The organism is Paenibacillus sp. FSL R5-0928, from assembly GCF_037970385.1.
Classification (GTDB): domain Bacteria; phylum Bacillota; class Bacilli; order Paenibacillales; family Paenibacillaceae; genus Paenibacillus_AQ; species Paenibacillus_AQ odorifer.
Genome location: NZ_CP150225.1, coordinates 119,347 through 145,756, shown reverse-complemented (window position 1 = coordinate 145,756; position 26,410 = coordinate 119,347). Strand labels below are relative to the sequence as shown.

Below are 26,410 nucleotides of genomic sequence, written 5' to 3'. Positions count from 1 at the left end.
GTATTATGGTAGCGGCGAAGGGGATCGAACCCCCGACCTCACGGGTATGAACCGTACGCTCTAGCCAGCTGAGCTACACCGCCACAATAATTAGTATTGCTATGGATTGAAAATGGCGGAGAGAGTGGGATTCGAACCCACGCACCGCTTACGCAGTCTAACCCCTTAGCAGAGGGTCCCCTTATAGCCACTTGGGTATCTCTCCAAACGATATCAGTACCACAGCAATCCAAACAGGAATTTGACTCCCTGAAAACTGAATCCGAAACGAATTTGCATTCTAAGTATAGGATAAGCCCTCGACCGATTAGTATTGGTCAGCTCCATGCATTGCTGCACTTCCACCTCCAACCTATCTACCTCGTCGTCTTCAAGGGGTCTTACTAATTGGGAAATCTCATCTTGAGGGGGGCTTCACGCTTAGATGCTTTCAGCGCTTATCCCGTCCGTACGTAGCTACCCAGCCATGCTCCTGGCGGAACAACTGGTGCACCAGCGGTACGTCCATCCCGGTCCTCTCGTACTAAGGACAGCTCCTCTCAAATTTCCTGCGCCCACGACAGATAGGGACCGAACTGTCTCACGACGTTCTGAACCCAGCTCGCGTACCGCTTTAATGGGCGAACAGCCCAACCCTTGGGACCTACTTCAGCCCCAGGATGCGATGAGCCGACATCGAGGTGCCAAACCTCCCCGTCGATGTGGACTCTTGGGGGAGATAAGCCTGTTATCCCCAGGGTAGCTTTTATCCGTTGAGCGATGGCCCTTCCATGCGGTACCACCGGATCACTAAGTCCGACTTTCGTCCCTGCTCGACTTGTAGGTCTCGCAGTCAAGCTCCCTTATGCCTTTGCACTCTGCGAATGATTTCCAACCATTCTGAGGGAACCTTGGAACGCCTCCGTTACTCTTTAGGAGGCGACCGCCCCAGTCAAACTGCCCGCCTGACACGGTCCCCGTACCCGGTAAGGGTACTAGGTTAGAACCTAGATACGATCAGGGTGGTATCCCAACGGCGCCTCCACCGAAGCTTGCGCTCCGATTTCTACGGCTCCCACCTATCCTGTACAGATCGTACCCAAATTCAATATCAAGCTGCAGTAAAGCTCCATGGGGTCTTTCCGTCTTGTCGCGGGTAACCTGCATCTTCACAGGTATTAAAATTTCACCGGATCTCTCGTTGAGACAGCGCCCAAGTCGTTACGCCATTCGTGCGGGTCAGAATTTACCTGACAAGGAATTTCGCTACCTTAGGACCGTTATAGTTACGGCCGCCGTTTACTGGGGCTTCGGTTCATAGCTTCGGGTTACCCCTAACCACTCCCCTTAACCTTCCAGCACCGGGCAGGCGTCAGCCCGTATACTTCGCCTTGCGGCTTCGCACAGACCTGTGTTTTTGCTAAACAGTCGCTTGGGCCTTTTCACTGCGGCCCCCTCGTGCTATTCACACTACCGGGGCACCCCTTCTCCCGAAGTTACGGGGTCATTTTGCCGAGTTCCTTAACGAGAGTTCTTCCGCGCGCCTTAGAATTCTCTTCTCGCCTACCTGTGTCGGTTTGCGGTACGGGCACCTTCTCCTGGCTAGAGGCTTTTCTTGGCAGTGTGAGATCATGACCTTCGCTACTATAATTTTCGCTCCCCATCACAGCCCAGCCTTATCGATGTGCGGATTTGCCTACACATCAGCCTCACTGCTTAGACGGACATCCATCAGTCCGCGTCACTACCCTCCTGCGTCACCCCATCGCTCATAGCGGATTACGGTGGTACAGTAATTTCAAACTGTTGTCCTTCGACTACGCCTTTCGGCCTCGCCTTAGGTCCCGACTTACCCTGAGCGGACGAGCCTTCCTCAGGAAACCTTGGGCTTTCGGCGGATCAGATTCTCACTGATCTTTTCGTTACTCATACCGGCATTCTCACTTGTGTAGTGTCCAGCGCTCTTTTCAGTACACCTTCAACCCCTACACAACGCTCCCCTACCCCAGATACATACGTATCTAGCCATAGCTTCGGTGGTGTGTTTAGCCCCGTTACATTTTCGGCGCAGAGTCACTCGACCAGTGAGCTATTACGCACTCTTTCAATGGTGGCTGCTTCTAAGCCAACATCCTGGTTGTCTGTGCAACTCCACATCCTTTCCCACTTAACACACACTTGGGGACCTTAGCTGATGGTCTGGGCTGTTTCCCTTTTGACAATGGATCTTAGCACTCACTGTCTGACTCCCGGCAATAAGTATATGGCATTCGGAGTTTGACTGAGCTTGGTAATCCTTGCGGACCCCGCACCCAATCAGTGCTCTACCTCCACTACTCTTATACCGAGGCTAGCCCTAAAGCTATTTCGGGGAGAACCAGCTATCTCCGAGTTCGATTGGAATTTCTCCGCTACCCCCACCTCATCCCCGCACTTTTCAACGTACGTGGGTTCGGGCCTCCAGTGCGTGTTACCGCACCTTCACCCTGGACAGGGGTAGATCACACGGTTTCGGGTCTACGTCCACATACTCAATCGCCCTATTCAGACTCGCTTTCGCTGCGGCTCCACCTTCTCGGCTTAACCTTGCATGTTAAACGTAACTCGCCGGTTCATTCTACAAAAGGCACGCCATCACCCATAGATCGGGCTCTGACTTTTTGTAAGCACACGGTTTCAGGTTCTATTTCACTCCCCTTCCGGGGTGCTTTTCACCTTTCCCTCACGGTACTGTTTCACTATCGGTCGCCAGGTAGTATTTAGCCTTAGCAGATGGTCCTGCTGGATTCATACGGGGTTTCACGTGCCCCGCACTACTCGGGATCCGTCTCGGAGAGAACACAGTTTAGGTTACAGGGCTTTTACCTCTATCGCGGGCCTTTCCAGACCTCTTCACCTACCATATTCCTTTGTAACTCCATGTGAGACGTCCCACAACCCCAAGAGGCAAGCCCCTTGGTTTAGGCTGTTCCGCGTTCGCTCGCCGCTACTGACGGAATCACTATTGTTTTCTCTTCCTCAGGGTACTTAGATGTTTCAGTTCCCCTGGTCTGCCTCTACACACCCTATGTATTCAGGTATGAGTAACTGCGAATTACCACAGCTGGGTTTCCCCATTCGGACACCCCCGGATCAAAGCTTGCTTACAGCTCCCCGAGGCAGTTTCGTTGTTCGCCACGTCCTTCGTCGGCTCCTGGCGCCTAGGCATCCTCCGTGTGCTCTTATTAGCTTAACCTTGATTTTTCCGAAGAAAAATCTCACTAATAACATTTACTTGTTTACACAAGTTGCTAAAAGATGTTCTAAAACGCAAATTCGTTTCGGTATCCAGTTTTCAAGGATCAAGTAAAAAAGTTATTCATTTAAAAATTTATGGTGGAGCCAAGCGGGATCGAACCGCTGACCTCCTGCTTGCAAGGCAGGCGCTCTCCCAGCTGAGCTATGGCCCCATAAAATTACTCTATAATGTTATATGGTGGGCCTTGGTGGACTCGAACCACCGACCTCACCCTTATCAGAGGTGCGCTCTAACCAACTGAGCTAAAAGCCCATATAACATATATAACATTGTGAATCAACCAATGAATTGGTTGTCCGCTTGGCAACGTCCTACTCTCCCAGGACCCTTCGGTCCAAGTACCATCGGCGCTGGAGGGCTTAACGGTCGTGTTCGGGATGGGTACGTGTGGAACCCCTCCGCTATCGCCACCAAACGCATGCGAAAGAGACTTGCTCTTTCAAAACTGAACACGAGTGAGTGTTCGAACCCGAAGGTTCTATTATGGAAGTTAAACTTCCGATTTGAATGTCCTCATTGCAGAGAACGATTCTCCATAGAAAGGAGGTGATCCAGCCGCACCTTCCGATACGGCTACCTTGTTACGACTTCACCCCAATCATCTACCCCACCTTCGGCGGCTGGCTCCCTTGCGGGTTACCCCACCGACTTCGGGTGTTGTAAACTCTCGTGGTGTGACGGGCGGTGTGTACAAGACCCGGGAACGTATTCACCGCGGCATGCTGATCCGCGATTACTAGCAATTCCGACTTCATGCAGGCGAGTTGCAGCCTGCAATCCGAACTGAGACCGGCTTTGATGGGATTGGCTCCACCTCGCGGCTTCGCTTCCCGTTGTACCGGCCATTGTAGTACGTGTGTAGCCCAGGTCATAAGGGGCATGATGATTTGACGTCATCCCCACCTTCCTCCGGTTTGTCACCGGCAGTCACTCTAGAGTGCCCAGCATTACCTGCTGGCAACTAAAGTTAAGGGTTGCGCTCGTTGCGGGACTTAACCCAACATCTCACGACACGAGCTGACGACAACCATGCACCACCTGTCTCCTCTGTCCCGAAGGCCGCTGCTATCTCTAGCAGATTCAGAGGGATGTCAAGACCTGGTAAGGTTCTTCGCGTTGCTTCGAATTAAACCACATACTCCACTGCTTGTGCGGGTCCCCGTCAATTCCTTTGAGTTTCAGTCTTGCGACCGTACTCCCCAGGCGGAGTGCTTACTGTGTTAACTTCGGCACCAAGGGTATCGAAACCCCTAACACCTAGCACTCATCGTTTACGGCGTGGACTACCAGGGTATCTAATCCTGTTTGCTCCCCACGCTTTCGCGCCTCAGCGTCAGTTACAGCCCAGAAAGTCGCCTTCGCCACTGGTGTTCCTCCACATATCTACGCATTTCACCGCTACACGTGGAATTCCACTTTCCTCTTCTGTACTCAAGCCACCCAGTTTCCAGTGCGACCTCAGGTTGAGCCCAAGGTTTAAACACCAGACTTAAATAGCCGCCTGCGCGCGCTTTACGCCCAATAATTCCGGACAACGCTTGCCCCCTACGTATTACCGCGGCTGCTGGCACGTAGTTAGCCGGGGCTTTCTTCTCAGGTACCGTCACTCCGGTAGCAGTTACTCTACCGGACGTTCTTCCCTGGCAACAGAGCTTTACGATCCGAAAACCTTCATCACTCACGCGGCGTTGCTCCGTCAGGCTTTCGCCCATTGCGGAAGATTCCCTACTGCTGCCTCCCGTAGGAGTCTGGGCCGTGTCTCAGTCCCAGTGTGGCCGTTCACCCTCTCAGGTCGGCTACGCATCGTCGCCTTGGTGGGCCGTTACCCCACCAACTAGCTAATGCGCCGCAGGCCCATCCCTCAGTGACAGATTGCTCCGTCTTTCATTCTTCTCTCAGGAGAAAAAAGAAATTATCCGGTATTAGCTACCGTTTCCGGTAGTTATCCCAGTCTGAAGGGCAGGTTGCCTACGTGTTACTCACCCGTCCGCCGCTAAGTTATTTTGAAAGCAAGCTTTCAAAATAACTCCGCTCGACTTGCATGTATTAGGCACGCCGCCAGCGTTCGTCCTGAGCCAGGATCAAACTCTCCAATTAGTATTGAAAAGAGCGATATGCTCATTTTGAAACATCTGACGAGAAAATTAATTCTCTAATTTTGGATTTCACTTACGTGATTTCCCACTCACTCGTTGTTCAGTTTTCAAAGATCAATGTCTCATCTTTCGTCGTCGTTGCTTGTCAGCAGCGACCTTTATAATATATCACAGCGCCTTTGTTTTCGTCAAGCATTTTTTTAATTTCTTTTTTTGCTTGACCATTTCAGCAAGTTGTTAATCAACAGCTTGTCCAAACGGGCGAGACTTAATGTATCATATTTTTCAAAGCCACGTCAAGCATTAAAATAAAATTATTCTTAATCCGAGTAACATAACCACGCCAGGAAGCCCAAGAACCGTTACTGCGCCTATAGTTGCAGGGTTCAAAGGGATATACACCTGCGTGAGCAAACCCGAGAAGTTCACTACATATATCCCGAGTGCAGCCAATACCAAATGAACCCCAAATAAGCTTAGCCACCCAAAACCCAGCTTTTTTCTAAATACAACTAAACCTAATAAGATAACGGATAATATCAATACGCCCATAGCTATCATTCTAAGCATGTAGATCCCCCTTATACATTTATTTATAAGCCCTTATATTTGACTACTGTTCAACCCCAAGCTTTTTGCATGTTTGAGATGTATCTGATATTTACGTTCTGCAGCCTCCAGAATATATATCGCGTAATCTATCTGATCCTGTCCCAATGCCTCGTCGAACATTAGATATGCTCTCTCCCACTCTGAATGCGCCTTACGGACCTCTAAGAGGGTTTCCCATCCCTCACTTTCCTTTTTGCCTTGTTCCTTATCCACTCCCCGCCACAGCTCTCTCCACCATCCCATTTCAATTCCTCCTCAGAATAATTTTGATGCAAAATACACATCTCGTTATTCTCATTCATATCGGGATAGGGACAAACTTAGAACAAAAAAAAGGAAACCCGAGGGCTTCCTTTTTGAAAAATACCACTATAGAGCTGCTAGAATAGCTCGCGACGGCCTTCCAACGCTTTGGACAAGGTAACTTCATCAGCGTATTCAAGATCGCCACCTACAGGCAAGCCATGAGCTATCCTGGTGATTTTAATCTCAAACGGCCGAACAAGACGAGAAATGTACATCGCCGTTGCTTCTCCCTCGATGTTGGGGTTGGTCGCCATAATAAGCTCGCTTACTCTCTCATCACTCAGACGGGTCAATAATTCTTTCAAGCGAATATCATCAGGGCCGATACCTTCCATAGGTGAAATTGCGCCCTGAAGAACATGGTAATATCCATTAAACTCCTTGGTTCGTTCTATAGCCACCAAATCCTTAGAGTCTTGTATCACACATATCACTGAAGGATCTCTAGTTTTGTCCTGACATATCTTACATGGGTCCGTATCCGTAATATTACAGCAGACCGAGCAATAGTGAAGATTGCGTTTGACGCTTACTAGCGCTTTTGCAAAATCAATGACTTCATCCTCTTTCATGTTAAGCACATGAAAAGCTAACCGGGCGGCTGTCTTCGGTCCAATCCCGGGCAAACGCGTAAAAGCATCGATCAGCTTAGCTAGCGGTTCGGGATAATACAAATTAATAATTCTCCTTTAGACTGAAGTGGAGTGGGCTATTAGAACAAGCCTGGGATCTTCATTCCACCAGTGAATTTACCCATGTCATTGTTAGCAAGCTCTTCAGCTTGAGTCAATGCATCATTTACAGCAGTGATTACAAGATCTTGCAACATTTCAACATCTTCCGGATCAACGGCTTCCGGTTTAATTTGAATAGACAGCAATTTTTTGTGGCCGTTTACTTGGACAGTAACTACGCCGCCACCTGATGAACCCTCAATAACCTTGCCTCCGAGTTCCTCTTGAGCTTTGAGCATTTGCTCCTGCATTTTCTTAACTTGCTTCATCATTTGGTTCATATTATTCATACTTCGTCTCTCCTTTGGAATGCGCAATTAGCGCTAGTATGTTTATATTACTCTTTTATGACAACAAGGTCTTCTCCAAAAAGCTGGATAGCCTCATCAATCCAAGGTTCAGGTTTAGCTTCTGCAGTATCGTGTTCATGCTCCAGCTGCAGTTCTTCTTTGCCAGTCTGTCCCACAGACTTCTGGGCAGCTTCATTCCAGTCACGAAGCATCATGGTTACAAGTCTATAAGGTTTGCCTAGACGCGCTGCAAGCACACTCTCAATAACCTGTCTGTTTGCCGGCTTCTCAGTAGTATCGCGGTGAATCGTGTTCTTGAATGCAACAAGCACCGCATCCTCCATAATCGATACTGGCTCACCGTCTACAAACCATGCATGAACCGTTACCTTTTCCTCTTTTACTCCCTGCAGGACAAGGCTCCACTGTTTATAGATTGCTGCAAAATCGGGACTATCTTTACCAGCAATAAACTTATCTACGTTAGGAGGCATTTTTGAGGCTGAAGAAACCCGCGGTGTTGGAACCGCATGCGATTTCGGTGCAGGAGCACCATCACGCCCTCCTCCGGAAATACCACCGGATTGCATAGCCTGTTCCAGCTTCTTCTCCAGTGCTGCGATCTGTCTTTTGAGAAGATCCAATTCACCAGAGTCAACGCTCGAATTATTCGCGCCTACTCCGGCATTTGTTTCACCTAACGGAGCAAATGCGGCGCTCTGACTTACCTCTTGCTGCAAGCTGCAAAGCTTCATCAGCGCCACTTCAAACAGTGTCTGAGGATGTGTTGCGTATTTCATTTCACCTAGGTATTTATTGATTGTATCTACAATCTGAAATAGACGCTCCCGAGAAAATGCGGTGGCCATATCTTTAAATTCAGCAGGATTCAGCACCCGCTCTGTTAATTGATCGGCCTCGGGTACCATCTTAATCATCAATAAATCACGGAAATAATACATGAGATTCTCTAAGCATTTATCTGCACTTTTACCTTCATGCATAAGCTGCTCAACGAGCTCCAGAAGAAGACCCATATCACCTTCCAATATGGCAGTGGCAAGACGTGCAAATTGCTCGGAGGGAATTCCTCCTGTCATTCCTAACACTTGTTCGTACGTAACATTACCATCTGTAAAGGATGAAATCTGATCCAGCAAGCTCAATGCATCACGCATACCACCATCAGATAGACGGGCAATATACTGCAATGCGTTGTTATCCGCTGTAATCCCTTCCTTCTCACAAATAGCAGTCAGATGGGCGGTCTGTTCTTCTAACGCCACTCTACGGAAGTCAAAACGCTGACAACGGGAAATTATTGTCGCTGGCAATTTGTGAGGTTCCGTTGTCGCAAGAATAAACATCGCATGTGACGGAGGTTCCTCCAACGTCTTTAATAGAGCATTAAAAGCTTCTGTAGTCAGCATATGCACTTCATCAATGATATACACTTTACGGCGTACCTCGGTAGGTGCATACTTCACCTTTTCACGCAGATCACGGATCTCCTCTACGCCCCGGTTTGATGCCGCATCTATTTCCTGCACATCCATTACATTACCCGCAGCGATTCGCAGGCAGGATGGACATTCGTTACAAGGTTCCGGACCTGGCCCACGTTCACAGTTAACCGCTTTAGCTAAGACTTTAGCAGCACTTGTCTTACCAGTTCCCCGCGGACCGCTGAACAGATAGGCATGCGAAACCCGCTGTTCACGAATTGCGTTCTGCAGCGTTTGGATAATGTGCTGTTGTCCAACCATGTCTTGAAACGACTGCGGCCGCCAAGCACGGTACAGCGCGATATGTTCCACTATGCATTACCCTCTCTTAAGCTGCCGCTTTCCCGGCATTTGTCGCAAATTTATTATACTATATTCATCGGCTATTGACCAAAAACAAAAAGCATCTTTGCTTGTGGCAAAGATGCTATGATAAACAGAATTATAAACCGTGCACCTGTTATTGATGGCTACGATCCAAGCGGCAACCCTACATGACTGCTCGAGTTAGGCCACCCTCCGGCACAAGAGTAATCTTACTTATGGCTGCTTCCTTCCGGACCTGACCAGGTTCATAAGCACTCATTGCGGAGGACCCAACTGTCAACACAGCCCATAGGAACCAAGGCCTCACATCGATAGCACCTCTAACAGGAATTCAACCTCGCTACAGCGGATTGCGAGTTACAGGGCACCGCTACCTCCCCGTCTAGCACGGCGAAGATAAGTATAGCTCACGCTCGGACAAAAATCAACTCCAAGACATAAAATGAGCCCCTCAGCTATACAGCTGGGGGGCTCAATCTAACCGTTAAGCCGCAAAGCGACTGTTCAAATTAGATACCATATTTCTTCTTAAATTTATCTACGCGACCGCCGGCATCCAGGAACTTCTGCTTGCCAGTGAAGAACGGATGGCAGTTGGAGCAAATTTCGACACGAAGCTCTTGTTTAACAGAGCCAGCTTCGAAAGTGTTGCCACATGCGCAGGTTACCTTAGTTAAATTATACTTTGGTTGAATTGCTTCTTGCATTTTGAATTTCACCTCTCATGCCCTAAGCCTCATGCGGACCCAGAGTTATATGATTACACTGTGGTATTTTAGCACGAAATATCGAATTGGGCAATATGTTTCATTTTTACATTTTAGCCGCTTAAATATTGATTCCCCGCCGCTTAGCCCGCGCCATATCTGCTGGTGGCACATGTGTATAAGAGCCTATAACTACATCCGGCAGTTCATCGCGGAAAATATCAAGCATCGTCTTCATCCCAAGGATTTCACCCTGGGCAGGAGGAATCAACTCTAAATAGCTCTCCGGGTCAATGTTTAGATTACGCATCTGAATAAGCTTCAGATCAGTACGTCTTACAAACTCCAGCATCGCTTCAATCTCTTCTTCGCGATCAGTCACTCCAGGGAAGATTAGATAATTGATCGATGTGTAAACCCCCTGCGAAGCAGCGTATTTCAAAGATTTCTCTACATTGGCCAATGTATAACCGCGTGGTTTGTAATAAGCATTATAATGGTCATCAAGGGCACTGATTGTGCTGACACGCATCAAATCGAGCCCAGCATCAACGATTCCTCGCATATGATCGCTTAATCCCGCATTGGTGTTGATATTGATATAGCCCATATCAGTAATCGAGCGCACTTCACGAATAGCTTCTATAATAAGTTTTGCCTGCGTGGAAGGTTCCCCTTCACAGCCTTGTCCAAAGCTGATAATCGATTCAGGCGTCTTTAAATGCTCCAACATAACTTGTGAAATTTCGTTGACCGTAGGCCGGAAATTCATGCGAGTCTGCGGAGATACAAAGCCGCTATCATCAGGTTGCTCAGAAATACAGCCAAAACATCCAGCATTACATGAATAAGAGACGGGTACACCGCCCTCCCAACGCCCTAAAAAGGTATTGGAGGAAGTCAGGCATTCATAGCCAAGCGCACAGTTAGAAAGATGCTCATAGAGGCGGTTATCAGGATATTTGGCTGTCATCTCACCAACACTGACTTCAAGATCTTCTTTGTCACAATTAAGTGGATTCCATTTCTCCGGATTATCGGTAGGGTCTGCCGCAACATAGAACCCGCCATCCTTCCACACTACAGCCGAATACCCAAACAGAGGAAGCTTATAAGACTTATCTGTCTTCACATAACCAGGAAGACATAGACGAGTGTAGCCTTGCGGCAGCAGCGCTCCGACAGCCTGCGAGCCTTCCGGCAAAGACATCATTTCACCCGTCTCAGGATTCATACCCACAGCACGTGTACTAGGCAACCCCACGAGCGTAGCACCTTCTGGTAATGGAATTAATTCTTCCTCCAGCATTTCAACAATCATATCCCCACTTCGGGCTAGCCCGTACAGTTCAGGATGATCATATACGTTTCCTTGCCCGTCGGCATATACCAAATACATGTTAGTCTCCTCTTATTATCAATTCTCAAGTTGTAGGTACTGAAGGTGTCTTCGCCCGCGTGGTACGACGAGCAGCTGTACCACTGTTGGAAGTGCCCCCGTTACTTGCAGTCCCGTTTGGTGTTGTTTTTGCCCCAGCAACGTCAAAGGATGCCAAGAACTCAGCATTAGTCTTCGTATCACGCAGCTTTTTGATGAATCCCTCCACAAAATCGTAGGATTCGTTCATATTTTTGCGAATCGCCCAAATCGTATCCAGTTCTTCTTTGCTCAAGAGCACTTCTTCGCGACGTGTACCTGAACGACGAATATCGATAGCTGGGAATATCCGGCGTTCCGCCAATTTGCGGTCCAAATGAAGCTCCATATTACCGGTACCCTTAAATTCTTCATATATAATATCATCCATACGCGAGCCAGTATCTATTAATGCTGTTGCCAAAATAGTTAATGAGCCGCCTTCTTCCACATTCCGTGCAGAACCAAAAAACCGCTTCGGCCGGTGAAAAGCCGCCGGGTCAATCCCCCCGCTAAGTGTACGTCCAGAGGGTGGAACCACCAGATTATAAGCACGCGCCAGACGCGTAATGCTATCCAAAAGAATAACTACATCCTTCTTGTGCTCAACTAAACGAAGTGCCCTTTGCAACACAAGCTCAGCCACTTTAATATGATTCTCTGGAAGCTCATCAAACGTCGATGCAACCACTTCGCCTTTTACAGAACGCTGCATATCGGTTACTTCTTCAGGACGTTCATCAATCAGCAATACAAAGAGCTCAATCTCAGGATTATTAGTGGAAATACTATTGGCAATTTCTTTTAAGAGGAGCGTTTTTCCTGCTTTTGGAGGTGCTACAATCAAACCCCGCTGCCCCAAACCTACAGGAGCGAGCAAATCCATTATTCGGGTAGACAAATGAGTAGGGGATGTTTCAAGCGGTAGCTTGTCTTGCGGATAAAGTGGTGTTAATGCTGGAAAATGAAGACGCTCCGCTGCACTAGCAGGGTTCTCGCCATTAACGGCATTGACTTGAAGCAGGCCAAAATATCGTTCATTTTCTTTTGGTGTCCGACATTTACCAGACACAAGATCTCCGCTTCTGAGATCAAACTTACGAATTTGTGAAGCTGAGATGTAAATATCTTCAGCACTGGGCAAATAGTTAATTGGCCTAAGAAATCCATAGCCCTCAGGCAAAATTTCTAGCACGCCTTCCATAAACATGAGACCGCTCTGCTCTGCCTGTGCCCGAAGGATCGCAAAGATCAGTTCCCGTTTCTTCAGCTGTCCGTAATAAGGGATCTGGTATTTCTTGGCCAGCTTATATAACTCGGTCAGCTTCATTTCTTCCAGATCGGAAATTTGAAGATCCATGTAATAACCACCTATTCAATTTTTAAATGAGTTCTTCCTAGTCTATCTACTAGGCAAAAATATGATTCTATTAAAATGCTCATTAGGTTAGTATTACCCCAAATGGAAGGAAATATGCGGTTTGGCCGCAAATTAATACTCCTTCCAAGCGGGATATCCTAATATTATTCATTCTCACGCCAAACATGAGCACCAAGTTGCCGAAGGTTGCTCACTAAATTATCATAACCACGATCAATATACTCTACGCCGGTCACTTCAGTAATACCATCCTCTACTGTTAACCCGGCAATGACAAGGGCTGCACCCGCACGCAGATCAGCTGCTTTTACTTTTGCAGCATTAAGTTTACTGCCCTCAATAATTGCAGATCGGCCCTCAACACGAATCTTTGCGCCCATTCTTACCAACTCTGGCACATGCTTGAAGCGGTTGCTGTAAACGAAATCGCTAAGCACACTAACCCCTTCTGCCTGTGTCAGCATACTTGTCATAGGAGATTGTAAATCTGTAGGAAATCCAGGATAGGTCAGTGCTTTAACATCTGCATGTTCATAATTAGCTCTACCTATAACTCGGATACTTTCATCAAGCTCTTCAATATCCACGCCCATCTCTAAAAGCTTGGCTGTTAAGGCTTCCAAGTGCTTAGGAATAACATTATCTATCAACACATTACCACGCGTAGCCGCAGCGGCAATCATATAAGTTCCTGCTTGAATCCGATCGGGAATAATGGAATGACGGCAACCGTGCATTTCCGAGACCCCTTCGATCCGGATGGTTTCTGTACCAGCGCCTTTAATAACAGCGCCCATAGAGTTCAATAGGGTAGCTACATCTATAATCTCAGGCTCTTTAGCCGCATTTTCAATAATTGTAGAGCCTTTGGCTCGTGAAGCCGCCAGCATGATGTTTATAGTGGCACCTACGCTTGATACGTCCAGATAAATCTTCGCACCGCGTAGCTCTTTTGCATATAAATGGATAGAACCATGTTCGTTGGTAACTGTTGCTCCTAAAGCCTCGAAACCCTTGATATGTTGATCAATTGGACGAGGTTCAAAATTACAGCCACCAGGAAGACCTATTGTCGCTTCTTTGAATCTTCCAAGCAGAGCTCCCATCATATAATACGAAGCTCTAAGTTTCTTAACCGGCCCATTGGGCATTGGAATAGATACAATACGTGAAGGGTCAATTCTCATCTGATTGCCTGACCAGGATACATTAGCGCCAAGCTCTTGCAAGATTTCGGAGTAAACGGCTACATCACTAAGGGACGGTAAATTATCCAGAACAACTTCAGATTCGGCCAAAATTGCCGCAGGAATAAGCGCAATGGCACTATTCTTTGCTCCACTGATGGTTACAACGCCCTCTAGCGGACGTCCACCGCCAATCATTAATTTTTCCATAGATTTATCAATTTCCCCCTACGTGTATTGCAGCTGGGTGGGCAATACGTGCTGTGGACTTTTAGTGATGAAAATGGAAAGACACCGGCTAAGCGGTGTGCTTTCCTCATCAAACTATTCAACTGGACAGAGTAATAGCCCTATCCTTTAACAAATTGCTTGTCCACCTGAGGCGGAAGCTACAATGATTAGGCTTTGTTGTTGGATCCAAATTCGCGAATTTTACCAATAACGGTTTCTTTGATTGCATCGCGACCTGGTGCGATGAATGTACGTGGATCGTAAGCATCAGGTTTAGCAGCTAGAACTTCGCGAACCACTTTTGCGAACACGATTTGGTTCTCAGTGTTCACGTTGATTTTGGAAGTACCCAGGGAGATGGCTTTCTTGATGTCATGTTCAGGAATACCTGTACCACCATGAAGAACCATTGGGATGTTAGTAGCGTCACGGATTTCTTCCATTTCTTTGAATCCGAGGTTAGGCTCGCCATGGTAAGGTCCATGAACGGAACCAAGTGCAGGAGCCAGGGTGTCGATACCTGTTTCTTTCACAATACGTACGCACTCATCAAGCTTAGCATACATGATGCCGCCGATAACGTCGTCTTCTTGTCCACCAACAGTACCTACTTCAGCTTCTACAGAAACGCCTTTAGCGTGAGCATATTCAACGACTTTTTTAGTCATATCGATGTTCTCATCGATTGGGTGATGGGAACCGTCGATCATTACGGATGTAAATCCAGCATCAATTGCTGCTTTACATTTATCAAAGCTAGATCCATGGTCAAGGTGGATAGCTACAGGAACAGTGATATTCATGTCAATAATTAGACCTTCAACCATTTTAACAACAGTAGTGAAGCCGCCCATGTGGCGTGCTGCGCCTTCAGATACACCAAGGATTACTGGTGATTTTTCTTGTTCAGCGGCACCAAGAATAGCTTGAGTCCACTCCAAGTTGTTAATGTTGTACTGACCTACTGCATATTTTCCTTCAAGTGCTTTGTTCAACATGTCTGTCATAGATACTAATGGCATGGTTTCATCCTCCTAAGAATGTTGGTTGGCTATGTTTTTAAACCGACATCACATACAGGCTTATTATAGCACATCCTGTGTCAAATACTAAATAGGGTAAACAAAAAAATGTCCCGGTGGGACGATTTTTATCCAGCCCATATAGCAATTAGACTCATCCTCTTCGGAGTCACCACGCGAAATAGGACCGATACAGAAATCACCGTTCTAACTGCATTGATCCACAGACTTGTTATGAAGATGCATGTTTACCGCTACGCGCATTTCGTCTATGTCGAACGGCTTTGTAAAATGCATTAACGCCCCTAGCTTGGTCGCCTCCTTAATCATGTCCAGTTCACCATATGCCGTCATCATAATGACCTTAATGGACGGATTGATCTCCTTTAGATGCTTCAGGATCTCGAGTCCATCCATTCCCGGTATTTTCATATCGAGTAAGACCAAATCGGGTGACTCGCTGCGAACAATGTCTAATGCCAATTTTCCGTTAGCCGCTTGAAATGTTGTATATCCCTCACTATTGAACACTTCCATAAGAAGAATCCGGATCCCGTTCTGATCATCGACAATTAATACTTTCTTCTTTTCCATACGATACCCTCCCAGAAATTAAGGCAGATTGACTATACCGCGCTCTCCACAGCGACCGGCCCCTTTAGAAACTACTCCATACGAAACCTATTATTCGTGCTTTACTGTCCAAATCCTGCTAATTGGATAAAATGGGTAAATAAAGAGTCTAAAATGAAATAAATGTCAGTTACAATATTTCTATTAAAGGGTAATACAAAAAGAGAGCCTTCGGATGAAGGCTCTCTTAGACTATTTAAGAACCGATGGGTTCTTTCTGTCTGTGTATAAATTATTGCTGCTCGGAATGCGTCAAAGAGGCTTTGACAAATTCACGGAATAGCGGTTGCGGACGGTTCGGACGTGAAGTGAATTCCGGGTGGAATTGAACCGAGAGGAACCACGGATGCTCTGGAAGCTCTACGATCTCAACTAGACGGCCATCCGGAGAAGTTCCGGAGATAACCAGTCCCGCTTTTTCAATTTCATCACGGTAAGTATTGTTGAACTCATACCGGTGACGATGACGCTCATATACCAGTTCATCATCATAGCAAGACATTGCCAGAGAGTCCGGAATAATCTTACAAGGATACAACCCAAGACGCATAGTGCCACCCATATCTTCAATATCTTTTTGCTCAGGAAGCAAATCAATCAATGGATATTGTGTATTTGGATCGATTTCGGAGCTGTTTGCACCTTGTAGTCCAAGAACAGAACGGCCATATTCAATTACAGAAACCTGCATTCCAAGGCAAATACCAAAGAAAGGTATCAATTGCTCACGGGCATAACGAATAGCGGAGATTTTACCTTCGATTCCCCGATCACCGAAACCACCAGGAACAAGAATACCGCCAATGCCACGCAGCATTTCGTCCACGTTCTCATCCGTAATTTCCTCTGCGTTCACCCAGCGGATCTTAACCTCTGCATTCGCAGCAAAACCTGCGTGTGAAAGTGATTCAACAACGCTCAGATAAGCATCATGCAGTGCTACGTACTTACCTACAATTGCTATTTCTACTGTCTTCTCTAATTTCTGAATCCGGCTAAGCATACTTTCCCATTCGCGCATATCTGGCGCAGGTGTTGTAAGCTTCAAATGATTAACAACAATCTCGTCCAATCCTTCATCACGAAGGTTCAATGGAACTTCATATAACGTCGAAGCATCGCGGCATTCCACAACAGCATTAGCATCAATATCGCAAAAGAGTGCGATTTTGGCTTTCATATCTGCGGAAAGCTCATATTCCGTACGGCACACGATGACATTCGGTTGAATACCGATACTGCGCAGCTCTTTAACGCTATGCTGTGTCGGCTTCGTCTTCACTTCTCCAGCAGCCTTGATATAAGGAATCAAGGTTACGTGGATATACATCACATTTTCCCGGCCAATATCACTCTTGATTTGACGAATCGCTTCCAGGAACGGAAGACTTTCAATATCCCCTACAGTACCGCCGATCTCTGTGATAACAACATCAGAGTTAGTCTCGCGGCCCGCGCGGAACACGCGTTCTTTGATCTCATTCGTAATATGCGGGATAACTTGTACAGTTCCACCCAAGTACTCTCCACGACGTTCCTTGCTGATTACGGATGAATAGATCTTACCTGTCGTCACATTGCTGTTCTTCGACAGATTGATATCAATAAACCGTTCATAGTGCCCAAGGTCAAGGTCAGTCTCTGCACCGTCATCCGTTACGAAGACTTCTCCGTGCTGGTAAGGGCTCATTGTTCCAGGGTCTACGTTAAGATACGGATCAAATTTCTGAATCGTTACCTTTAGACCTCTGTTCTTGAGCAGCCTGCCCAGCGAAGCGGCGGTAATGCCTTTACCCAGGGAAGACACAACGCCACCCGTTACAAAAATATACTTTGTCACTGTAAAACCCTCCTAAATAAAGTCCAAACATAAAAGCGGCACATGGTGTTTATCGTAACCCGTTTTACTATCATCAAAACAGGGGAAATCAAAAGTTTAATTCACCGGGGAAAACATAAAACGTCATCCCGCAAATTCCATTAATCTACAGCTACTTTGCATCTAAAAAAACAAAAAAGTGACACCCGTAGAACCGGGGCACTTTTTATTTTAGAAAACACGTTTATTAACTTACATGATAAGCCCATGCAATAGTTTACTCTGACGATCCCCCACTGTCAAGGGAGGAATTATGCCACAGACAAGACTCTTCTGATTATTGATCTTACTTGTCATCCTCGGAATCTTCATCGTCGCTATCTTCTGCATCGTCTTCGTCCGTATCGTCTTCGTCTATGTCATCTTCATCGATCACGACATCTTCGTCGACTTCTTCTTCGCTGTCGTCGTCAGAATAGAGGTCGTCGCGATCTTCATCGATAGCGTCGAAATCCTCTTCTTCAGCTGTGTAGTTTTCTTCTTCATCAGCAAAATCGTCATCTTCCAAATCATCGTCTTCATCGTTGATGATGCGCACCCGTTTAGTGTTACCAACCGGATCATCGGAGCGCTCTAGAGGATACCAGCGTTTCAGTCCCCAAAGGTTGGTTCCGACACAGGCAAAACGCCCGTCAATGTTAATCTCGGTATATAACTGGGCAATAGTATCTTGGCTTTCTTGATCGGTCATACCGCGTAACTTGGCTACCTCGACCATCAGATCACGGTAATAATACGGTGTATTGGCTGCTTTAAGCACCAGAAAGGCAAGATCCACCATTGGCATTTCTTTAACTTTCTCAGGGTCTAGCTTTAAATTGAGTGGCGTACTCACTAAAGGACACTTCCTCTCACGCATTGTTCACATTACGGTTTATTTCAATAATATCCATTAACAAAACTAAGTAAAACCTATTTAACAACAAAATGCAAGTCAAATGCAAGAACCTCCCAACAGAAAAAGCCTCCTGCTTATTATCCATACAGGAAACCTGTCTTCATCAAGAAGAGTTGATATGTAATTGTAGCAAGGGTCGCCGCACCCAAAGTTTTCAGAAATGGGATTTAAAAAGGCGGAGGAAGACCTCCGCGCATGACTGTATCCACGCCAAGGATCGGCTCCTTACGGGATGTTACAAAGAGAGTTTTAATCTCTTCTGTTTATTTTATGTAAAGCGCCGTCTTTTGACACGCTGGGCAGCCCATTTCCTTAAAAAAGGGCAAGTTCCCATTCGGACCCCTCCCTCCGCTCATACAATATGGCAGCAGGGCACCGAGGGGGGACAGCGAAACCTATGGACTATTACAAATTTTGGAACATGCTTCTTGAAGAAATATCGGTTGCCCCAAAAAATGGTGAGCGGCGTATTCTTACCTTCAACGATCCCCGCCAGTATGCCGGAGCTTTCTCCCAATGGAAGGCTCTAAAAGCAAAGCAGCCCGAGCTGCGTCAAGTACAGGTATCTCCGCTGATTCGGGCCTTCTTCGTGCCCGCTGCCGCCGGAAAGCTGATGAACCGATTTGCAGACCTTCTAAACGTCGAAGACGATCTGCAGATTCAAATTCATTCCATAGCTAACGAAAAAAGCGGAATCGCCGCGCTCCCTTGGGGGGTGAAAGCGATTCATGCTCCTCAGGCATGGTCTAAATCAACCGGAGTTCACGTCAAAATCGGCGTCATTGACACCGGCGCGGATTACCGTCATCCCGATCTGAAGCATTCATTAGCCTCTGGAGTCAACCTACTACACCGCGGGATGCTGCCGCTGGATGATAACGGGCACGGAACTCATATCGCCGGAACCTTAGCGGCAGCAGGGGGAAATCGCGGAATGATGGGAGTGGCGCCTCGAGCGCTGCTATATCCAGTCAAGGCCTTTGATCATAGTGGATCAGCCTATGTGTCCGATATTGTGCTAGGTATTGATTGGTGTGTGCAGAACCGAATCGACGTCATTAATATGAGCTTTGGAATGAAGACTAGAAGCAAGGCGCTCCACAATGTGGTTATAAAAGCATATCGGGCCGGAATCGCCGTCATTGCCTCCTCTGGGAATGACGGCAAACGTGGCGGGGACTATCCCGCACGTTATCCCGAGACGATAGCCGTGGGCGCCATCGATAAAAGACACCGGGTTGCCGGCTTCAGCAATCGCGGTTCATATATCGATGTATACGCGCCCGGCGAAGGCGTGCCCTCCTGCTGGCTGAAGGAGGGCTACAAAGAAATGAGCGGCACCTCCATGGCGACCTCGCATGTCACGGGAGCCGCCGCATTGCTGCTCGCACTGCGACCGGGCCTCACGCCAAGGGAGCTGAAGCTGCTCTTGCGCCGCACCGCGTCCCCGGTGCGGCTACGCAAGGGGCAACGCCGCGCATCCCTAGGCGGCGGCTCTGCCGATGCCCTGCGACTGCTGAGAGCAGGAGTAAGGGCGAAGCGTTCGGTCTCCGCGAACGTGTAGACCCCGCCCGGGCACCGGGTGGGTCACTCTGACGTGAGCGCAGCTGATGCCGGTGCGAAGAACGGCAGCAAAGAAAAATCCGCCCCCCGGAAACCGGAAGGCGGATTTTTTGTCGTTTGCTGTTGATTTACATGCGATCCGGTGCAGAAACTCCGACAAGACGCAGTACATTGGCAATAGTAGTACGCGTTGCGCCAAGCAATGCAAGACGCGCCACGGTTTGAGCAGCATCCTCAGTAATTACACGTTCAGCTTTGTAATAACTGTGGAACATCGCAGCCAGCTCATATACATAACGGATGAGGCGATGTGGAGCATAACCTTCAGCCGCAACAGCGATTTCTGCCGGGAGCTCACCAATTTTTCGCAGCAGGTCATATTCATGCACTGCTGTCAGCTTGGAGAAGTCAATTTTAGCGTAATCAGGGATAGAAATCCCTTGCTCCTCTGCCTGACGGAAAATACTGCAAATACGGGCATGCGCATATTGAACATAGAATACAGGATTTTCATTAGAAGTAGAGATCGCCAAATCCATATCGAAATCAAGATGAGAATCCATGCTGCGCATGGTGAAGAAATAACGAATCGCATCGATTCCTACTTCCTCCATCAAATCTTCCATCGTAACCGCTTTGCCGGTACGTTTGGACATTTTGACCTTTTCACCATTCTGGAACAGGCTGACCATCTGAGCAATCAGAACCACTAGCTTCTCAGGATCATTGCCAAGGGCTGACATTGCCGCCTTCATCCGCGGAATATAACCATGGTGATCAGCGCCCCAAATGTTAATCATTTTATCGTAACCGCGGCCATACTTATCGCTGTGATAAGCAATATCCGGGGTAAGGTAGGTATATGTGCCATCATTTTTGATCAAGACACGGTCTTTATCATCGCCGTATTTTGTCGTTTGCAGCCAGGTTGCCCCATCTTGCTCGTACACTTCTCCACGATCACGGAGCTCGTCCAGCGAGCGCAGTACTTCTCCGTTCTCATACAGCGAGGTTTCACTGAACCAGATATCGAAGTTTACACGGAAAAGACCTAGATCACGTTTGATTTTATCCAACTCTTTATTAAGTCCATAGGTCCGGAAAAAAGCAGCACGCTCACTAGGGCTCATCTCGAGCAAGGTATCGCCCTTTTCTGCCACAAGCTCCTTCGCAAAACCCTTAATATCCTCACCATGGTAACCATCTTCCGGCATTTCTGCCTCTTGACCCAGCTCCTGCAGGTATCTGGTTTCAATGGATTTACACAGATTAGCCACTTGGTTACCGGCATCATTAATATAATATTCCCGGGTCACCTCATAACCTGCATAATCAAGCACATTACACAGCGCATCACCGACAGCAGCACCACGGGCATGCCCTAAATGTAGGCTACCTGTTGGATTGGCACTGACGAACTCCATTTCAACCTTCTGACCTTGACCCAGATTAATACGGCCATAGTCATCCCCCTGCTCAGCAACAAGGCTGATGATTGGGTACAAGTAGTTCTTAGACAGGGTAAAGTTAATAAAGCCTGGTCCTGCAATTTCCGCTTTCTCAATAGAAGCTCTGCTCGTATCCAAATGCTCAATAATAGCTTCAGCAATCTGGCGTGGATTACGTTTAGCAATTTTGGTCAGCTGCATAGCAGCGTTCGTAGCCAAATCACCGTGCGCCTTATCTCTTGGTACTTCCAGTACAATATCCGGAACCTCTTCCGGTGCAACCAGCCCAGCATTCACAATCGCATCGGCGATGGCTTCTTTTACCCGTTCATTTACAAGCTCTAACGGATTCTTACTATGTGTCATAATTTCGGTTCCTCCTGTATATGCAAACTAATAGCGAACTTTCCTGTCAATTCCTCGTAAACGTACAAATCATATTCCCAGGCAACCGTTAAAGAGCGCCCTTCGCGCACAACTTCCAGCTTGTTCGTTTCCGTAGAAAGATTGAACTGCGTATATGGCGAGCGGTAGAATCCTGGCAGACGCCGTCCAGCTTCAAAGCTCTGCTCTGACTGAATCCCGCCATGGCGGATTAGCTTCAGTTGATTACCTGCAATCTTTATCGTTGTACGAACAGAAACTTCCTCCCCGCGAGGACCCTGCTCTAATTCTTCATATTGAATATATAGATGCGGTCCTTTGGATGTTACTTCTCCATTCGCTTCCATAACATTTCGCTGACCATCTTGAAGGCTCACGAGCGTAATAGAGACATCATATTTGTCAGACTGTATTTCAGGCATCACACGTTCCTCCATTCTGCAAGCCTCTGCATTCTGCATAAGAAAAACGTCTAATGGCAAAGCTTAAACATTTTTATATTAATCAAAGGCCTATTTCGCTTTCCCATTGTACACTATAATCCAGTTCAAAGAAGCATTTCAATACAGAATCAAGCATATCTTCATAAGCACATAAAATATTACCATATTGATGATTAAAAGCACACTTTGAACGTCCATTCTCTATGTATATCATTTACTTCGATAATATTTGCACCTACCAAGCACCTATCGGACATAAATGACCCTATGCGCAGTATGATTCCATATTTGGTGCGATAACGGACTTCATAGTCGCTATTAGCCTAAAAAACAACCCATGTGAACCTCTTTCTAGAGAATAGTGTTACTGGAGTCCGAAACTCTATCCCAAAGGCCGAAAATTTGCAAATAACGTCATCTGGGTCCGTAACCCTCCGAGGATGAGGGATCTGATTAGGGCACTGATAAGGGTACTATTGAAGCAAGCAAAGATACCAACGACAAAAATACAGAGCAGCGATTCCCCAAGTATCCGGAGAATCGCTGCTCTGCTGTCTATTTGCGATTTTCACAATACATCGGAACTTATATTCTTGCACTGTAAAGAATTATTGGGTCATCACTTTCAAAGAAAACCTGCGTTCCCATGAAGCTCCGCCGTCTTTGGTCACATACAAGGAAGAGTAATCAAGCTCACGGATGGCGAGCCAGCCCTCTTTATTACTAGTGAAGGAGATTACCCCCTCATAACCAGCGAGCGCCGGAAGATTAGTCCATTGCTTACCGCCGTTATAAGAGCGTCCAACCGCCACTTTCTCTGCTGCTGGGGAAAACCCCACTAAAAAGGAGGTGCTGTTTCCCACAAGTTGCAGGTTCCCAGGTTTGCCAGCAGCTGGCCCTTTATTGAATTCAGCCTTGCCACTTCCTGGCGCAGGTCCGCCGCCCGCAGTTTCCTGAGCGATCACACGATTCCAACTTCCCCCCCTGTTCGCACTTTCATACAGCGAGTAGGAGGTCTGACTCATCCCCGTACCGCCATAGAGCACTACAGCGACCTGATCTCCCTTAGCGGAGATTTGTCCAAACTCGGGCTCGGCAAAAGCCGCCTTAAGTGAAAGGCTCCAAGTTGCCCCTCCATCTGTGGTCTTCATTACCCGATACCCGCTTCCCGGCACGATTACAACCGCCCAGCCGGTATTCCGGTCACTAAAATAAGCACCTCTTGTATTGGGTGGGGTGGAAATCTTACTCCAGCTCAGCCCCCCGTCTTTGGTGTGATACGTTGCGGCTCTCTCATAAGCAAAACCTTTCTTACTATCGATAAAATTTATTCTTTCAAAGCTGACGGCTTTGTTCGAAAGTCTCTTCCACTCCGAGCCACCGTTAGAGGTACCGATTAAATATTGAGCCTGCCCCTCCTCTACAGAAGCAAGCGCAAAGCCATGTACATTATCGGGAAAATCGAATTGTTTGAAGCTCCATTGGCCTTGATAGATCTCTTGAAAATGGCAGCCTCCGTCAGAGGTACCAATCATAAATCCATTACCTGCTGCCCGTCCGGTATTCCCTTTCAAAAACTGAACATCAGAAAAGCTAAGCGGTGTGGATATATCACCTGAGTGCTTGTTTTGCAGGGCCTGTAGCAAGCCGTGATCTCCTGTGCCGCAAGTCGCTGGTGCTGGTGCAGCCGCAGCATGTACAGAAGTTACTGGTGCACTCCAGCCTGATACCATAATAAGCGTCGCCGAGAGGGCGGTTATTGTCGTCTTATGAATCTTTTTCGTCCATTTCATGATGACACCTCCTAATATGTATATACCCTTACTTACAATCCCTACTCTGTTATACCGCCAGAGATGATGGCCTATCTACCTTAAACAATCACAAAATAGAAACAATTTGTTACCCTCCATATCCCTAATGAATATCCTTCCAGATCCTTCCCCATAATATGAGAGAAAGGAGTCTGGTGCCATGACACGCGAATCAACGAATCCACCGAAACGAAAAAGCCGCTTCCGGCGTTTATTTCGGCTGCTGGCAGCCTTGATCATATTATTTGTAATAACCACCGGAGCTCTGCTCGGTTATCTATATCAAAAAGATCTTCCACCGATTAGCGATGATGTGCGCTCCAAGCTGTTTGACTCCCGGGGCAATGTTCTTGCCACCTTTACCTCAGACGGCCGCAGCCGCGAACCCGTCAAATTAAGTCAAATTTCTCCCCTGCTCATTGAAGCTACACTAGCAGTCGAGGATCGTAAATTTTATGAACATTCCGGATTTGATCTGAAGGGGATGGCGCGAGCTGTTCTAGTCAATCTGGAAGAGGGAAACCGGTCGCAGGGTGCTAGTACGCTAACTCAGCAGCTCGCACGTAACCTCTACCTATCCCATGAAAAAACATGGACGCGCAAGGCTAAAGAAGCTGTCTATACGATGCAGCTGGAGATGAAATACAGCAAAGATGAAATCCTGAACATGTATTTAAATAATATCTACTATGGCCACGGTGCTTACGGCATTGAAGCAGCCTCACGGATGTATTTTGGTAAATCTGCAGCGGATTTAGACCTGGCAGAGAGTACCATGCTGGCTGGAATTCCAAAGGGACCTACCTATTATTCACCTTACAACCACATGGACAATGCTAAAAAGCGCCAGAGAATCATCCTGACCGTCATGGCCAATTTAGGCAATATCACTCAGGAAGAAGCGGGACAAGCCGTCCAAGAGAACTTAAACTTCAAGCCGCAAGGACAAAAGGATACGCTTGTAGCTGCGCCTTATTTCCGGGATTATATCCGCAATTTGGCCATAGAGTCTCTCCACATCAGTAATGATGAGCTGGAGCAAGGCGGATTAAATGTCTATACCACCCTTGACCCTGACATGCAGCATGCCGCAGAAAATGCCGTTGACAAAGAGATGGATCAAACTAGTGATCTGGAGACTGCACTTGTATCCATCGATCCTCGCACCGGTTACATCAAAGCAATGGTCGGCGGAAAAAATTATCGTACCAACCAGTACAATCATGCTTTGGCCACCACACGCCAGCCGGGTTCTTCCTTTAAGCCGATTATGTATTTGGCCGCACTCTCATCCAAAGAGATGACAGGACTTTCGGTCTTTAATAGTCAGCCAACGATGTTTCATTATGATAACAACCGCAAAACGTATCAGCCCCGAAACTTTGGGGATAAGTATCTGGGTGAAATTAATATGCGGCAAGCTATCGCAGCATCCGACAATATCTATGCTGTTAATACAATTATGAAGATCGGCGCGGATAAAGTAAGCGAAATGGCTGCGAAGATGGGCATTGACAGTCCACTTCAAAGCGTACCATCACTGGCCCTAGGCACTTCACCGATCAGTCCGCTTGAAATGGCTGCAGCTTTCGCTGTAATTGGAAACGGCGGTCAGAAAATGCCGATCACAGCCATTCTAAAAATAACCGATTCAAATGGCATGGTCCTGTATGAAGCACCTCAACCCAAAGGAGTAACCGTCGTAGAACCTTCAGCTGCCTATGTACTGACTCGTTTAATGGAGGGAGTATTCGAGACTGGGGGGACGGGTAATCGTGTGGCTTCCATAATTAAACGTCCGGTAGCCGGCAAGACCGGCACCACGGATACAGATGGCTGGATGGTAGGTTTCACCCCGGAGCTATCAACTGCAGTCTGGGTTGGTTACGACAAGGGGCGCGACATCGCAACTACCGACGGACGGCGCGCAGCCCCCATTTTCGCCCAATTTACTGAAAAAGCGCTGGAAAATGTCCCTCCAAAAATTTTCCCTATTCCAGATGGAATAGTCAGCGTATACGTCAATCCGCAATCCGGCAAACTTGCTACAGCAGCATGTCCCGACAAAGAACTGGAAACTTTTATTAGTGGAACTGAGCCCACCGAATACTGCGAACTGCATGGCACAGGCTCCGCTCCTGCTGTGGATGACACACAAAGTAAGGTAGATTCTGCTGAAGAAAACCGTTCCCTGTGGAAGAACATTAAACGCTGGTGGTTGAATTAGCCTCTTCATTTATATTGAAGGGGTTTTTC

Annotated in this window: 18 protein-coding genes, 4 tRNA genes, 3 rRNA genes and 1 other RNA gene; 2 read left to right on the top strand and 24 right to left on the bottom strand. The window is 47.3% G+C overall.

Features of this window, described 5'->3' with window-relative positions; translation table 11 throughout:
- Positions 1 to 6 precede the first annotated feature (6 nt).
- The 21 genes from MKZ16_RS00695 to rpoE form a co-directional block, all read right to left on the bottom strand.
- Positions 7 to 83, bottom strand: a tRNA-Met gene (locus tag MKZ16_RS00695).
- Positions 84 to 113: 30 nt separating this feature from the next.
- Positions 114 to 205, bottom strand: a tRNA-Ser gene (locus tag MKZ16_RS00690).
- 82 nt (positions 206 to 287) lie between these two features.
- Positions 288 to 3,214, bottom strand: a 23S ribosomal RNA gene (locus MKZ16_RS00685).
- A gap of 138 nt (positions 3,215 to 3,352) precedes the next feature.
- Positions 3,353 to 3,428, bottom strand: a tRNA-Ala gene (locus tag MKZ16_RS00680).
- A gap of 24 nt (positions 3,429 to 3,452) precedes the next feature.
- A tRNA-Ile gene (locus tag MKZ16_RS00675) sits at positions 3,453 to 3,529 on the bottom strand.
- A gap of 46 nt (positions 3,530 to 3,575) precedes the next feature.
- Positions 3,576 to 3,692 (bottom strand): 5S ribosomal RNA (gene rrf, locus MKZ16_RS00670).
- Between the two features lie 124 nt (positions 3,693 to 3,816).
- Positions 3,817 to 5,374: ribosomal RNA gene (locus MKZ16_RS00665) — 16S ribosomal RNA — on the bottom strand.
- The 16S, 23S and 5S rRNA genes sit together here with 4 tRNA genes alongside, the layout of an rRNA operon.
- Positions 5,375 to 5,676: 302 nt before the next feature.
- Positions 5,677 to 5,943, bottom strand: a complete 267-nt coding sequence (locus MKZ16_RS00660) for a pro-sigmaK processing inhibitor BofA family protein (RefSeq protein ID WP_038568084.1) — start codon at positions 5,941 to 5,943, stop codon at positions 5,677 to 5,679.
- Positions 5,944 to 5,976: 33 nt separating this feature from the next.
- Entirely contained in the window at positions 5,977 to 6,228 is a 252-nt protein-coding gene (locus MKZ16_RS00655; protein ID WP_036679920.1) for a DUF2508 family protein, read from the bottom strand.
- Between the two features lie 137 nt (positions 6,229 to 6,365).
- Positions 6,366 to 6,965: a recombination mediator RecR gene (recR, locus tag MKZ16_RS00650; RefSeq protein WP_036679922.1), complete on the bottom strand. Its 600-nt coding sequence runs from the start codon at positions 6,963 to 6,965 to the stop codon at positions 6,366 to 6,368.
- A 38-nt stretch (positions 6,966 to 7,003) separates the two neighbouring features.
- Positions 7,004 to 7,315 (bottom strand): YbaB/EbfC family nucleoid-associated protein, encoded by a 312-nt coding sequence (locus MKZ16_RS00645; protein WP_036679924.1) that lies wholly within the window; start codon positions 7,313 to 7,315, stop codon positions 7,004 to 7,006.
- Positions 7,316 to 7,362: 47 nt separating this feature from the next.
- The gene (dnaX, locus tag MKZ16_RS00640; RefSeq protein WP_036679925.1) at positions 7,363 to 9,132 is read right to left on the bottom strand and encodes a DNA polymerase III subunit gamma/tau; all 1,770 of its coding nucleotides are present in this window, start codon (positions 9,130 to 9,132) and stop codon (positions 7,363 to 7,365) included.
- Between the two features lie 137 nt (positions 9,133 to 9,269).
- Positions 9,270 to 9,538, bottom strand: an RNA gene (gene ffs / locus MKZ16_RS00635) — signal recognition particle sRNA large type.
- Between the two features lie 118 nt (positions 9,539 to 9,656).
- Positions 9,657 to 9,854: a 50S ribosomal protein L31 gene (gene rpmE, locus MKZ16_RS00630; protein WP_076106028.1), complete on the bottom strand. Its 198-nt coding sequence runs from the start codon at positions 9,852 to 9,854 to the stop codon at positions 9,657 to 9,659.
- Between the two features lie 121 nt (positions 9,855 to 9,975).
- Positions 9,976 to 11,253, bottom strand: coding sequence for a radical SAM protein (locus MKZ16_RS00625; RefSeq protein ID WP_038568079.1), 1,278 nt, complete (start codon positions 11,251 to 11,253; stop codon positions 9,976 to 9,978).
- A gap of 25 nt (positions 11,254 to 11,278) precedes the next feature.
- Positions 11,279 to 12,631 carry a transcription termination factor Rho gene (gene rho / locus MKZ16_RS00620; protein WP_036679930.1) on the bottom strand — a complete coding sequence of 451 codons (1,353 nt, stop codon included), beginning with the start codon at positions 12,629 to 12,631 and terminating at the stop codon, positions 11,279 to 11,281.
- 164 nt (positions 12,632 to 12,795) lie between these two features.
- Entirely contained in the window at positions 12,796 to 14,049 is a 1,254-nt protein-coding gene (locus MKZ16_RS00615) for a UDP-N-acetylglucosamine 1-carboxyvinyltransferase (RefSeq protein WP_036679932.1), read from the bottom strand.
- 188 nt (positions 14,050 to 14,237) lie between these two features.
- Positions 14,238 to 15,092 (bottom strand): class II fructose-1,6-bisphosphate aldolase, encoded by an 855-nt coding sequence (gene fba, locus MKZ16_RS00610; protein ID WP_036679934.1) that lies wholly within the window; start codon positions 15,090 to 15,092, stop codon positions 14,238 to 14,240.
- Between the two features lie 207 nt (positions 15,093 to 15,299).
- Entirely contained in the window at positions 15,300 to 15,686 is a 387-nt protein-coding gene (locus tag MKZ16_RS00605) for a response regulator (RefSeq protein ID WP_036679935.1), read from the bottom strand.
- Between the two features lie 271 nt (positions 15,687 to 15,957).
- Positions 15,958 to 17,565 carry a CTP synthase gene (locus MKZ16_RS00600; protein WP_036679937.1) on the bottom strand — a complete coding sequence of 536 codons (1,608 nt, stop codon included), beginning with the start codon at positions 17,563 to 17,565 and terminating at the stop codon, positions 15,958 to 15,960.
- 325 nt (positions 17,566 to 17,890) lie between these two features.
- Positions 17,891 to 18,439 (bottom strand): DNA-directed RNA polymerase subunit delta, encoded by a 549-nt coding sequence (rpoE, locus tag MKZ16_RS00595; protein ID WP_038568074.1) that lies wholly within the window; start codon positions 18,437 to 18,439, stop codon positions 17,891 to 17,893.
- Positions 18,440 to 18,899: 460 nt separating this feature from the next.
- On the opposite strand from rpoE, the gene MKZ16_RS00590 reads away from it, so the two are divergent.
- Positions 18,900 to 20,066 (top strand): S8 family peptidase, encoded by a 1,167-nt coding sequence (locus MKZ16_RS00590; protein ID WP_038568071.1) that lies wholly within the window; start codon positions 18,900 to 18,902, stop codon positions 20,064 to 20,066.
- 127 nt (positions 20,067 to 20,193) lie between these two features.
- On the opposite strand, the gene argS is transcribed toward MKZ16_RS00590, so the two are convergent.
- From argS to MKZ16_RS00575, 3 genes are all read right to left on the bottom strand, one after another.
- Positions 20,194 to 21,879 (bottom strand): arginine--tRNA ligase, encoded by a 1,686-nt coding sequence (gene argS / locus MKZ16_RS00585; protein ID WP_076106030.1) that lies wholly within the window; start codon positions 21,877 to 21,879, stop codon positions 20,194 to 20,196.
- A complete protein-coding gene (locus MKZ16_RS00580; protein WP_036679946.1) occupies positions 21,876 to 22,319 on the bottom strand; it encodes a DUF1934 domain-containing protein in 444 nt (147 codons plus the stop codon). Before MKZ16_RS00580 ends, argS begins: the two co-directional genes overlap by 4 nt.
- 629 nt (positions 22,320 to 22,948) lie before the next feature.
- Positions 22,949 to 24,133: a YCF48-related protein gene (locus MKZ16_RS00575; protein WP_076106033.1), complete on the bottom strand. Its 1,185-nt coding sequence runs from the start codon at positions 24,131 to 24,133 to the stop codon at positions 22,949 to 22,951.
- Positions 24,134 to 24,314: 181 nt separating this feature from the next.
- On the opposite strand from MKZ16_RS00575, the gene MKZ16_RS00570 reads away from it, so the two are divergent.
- Positions 24,315 to 26,381, top strand: coding sequence for a PBP1A family penicillin-binding protein (locus tag MKZ16_RS00570; RefSeq protein ID WP_076106035.1), 2,067 nt, complete (start codon positions 24,315 to 24,317; stop codon positions 26,379 to 26,381).
- Positions 26,382 to 26,410: the final 29 nt, after the last annotated feature.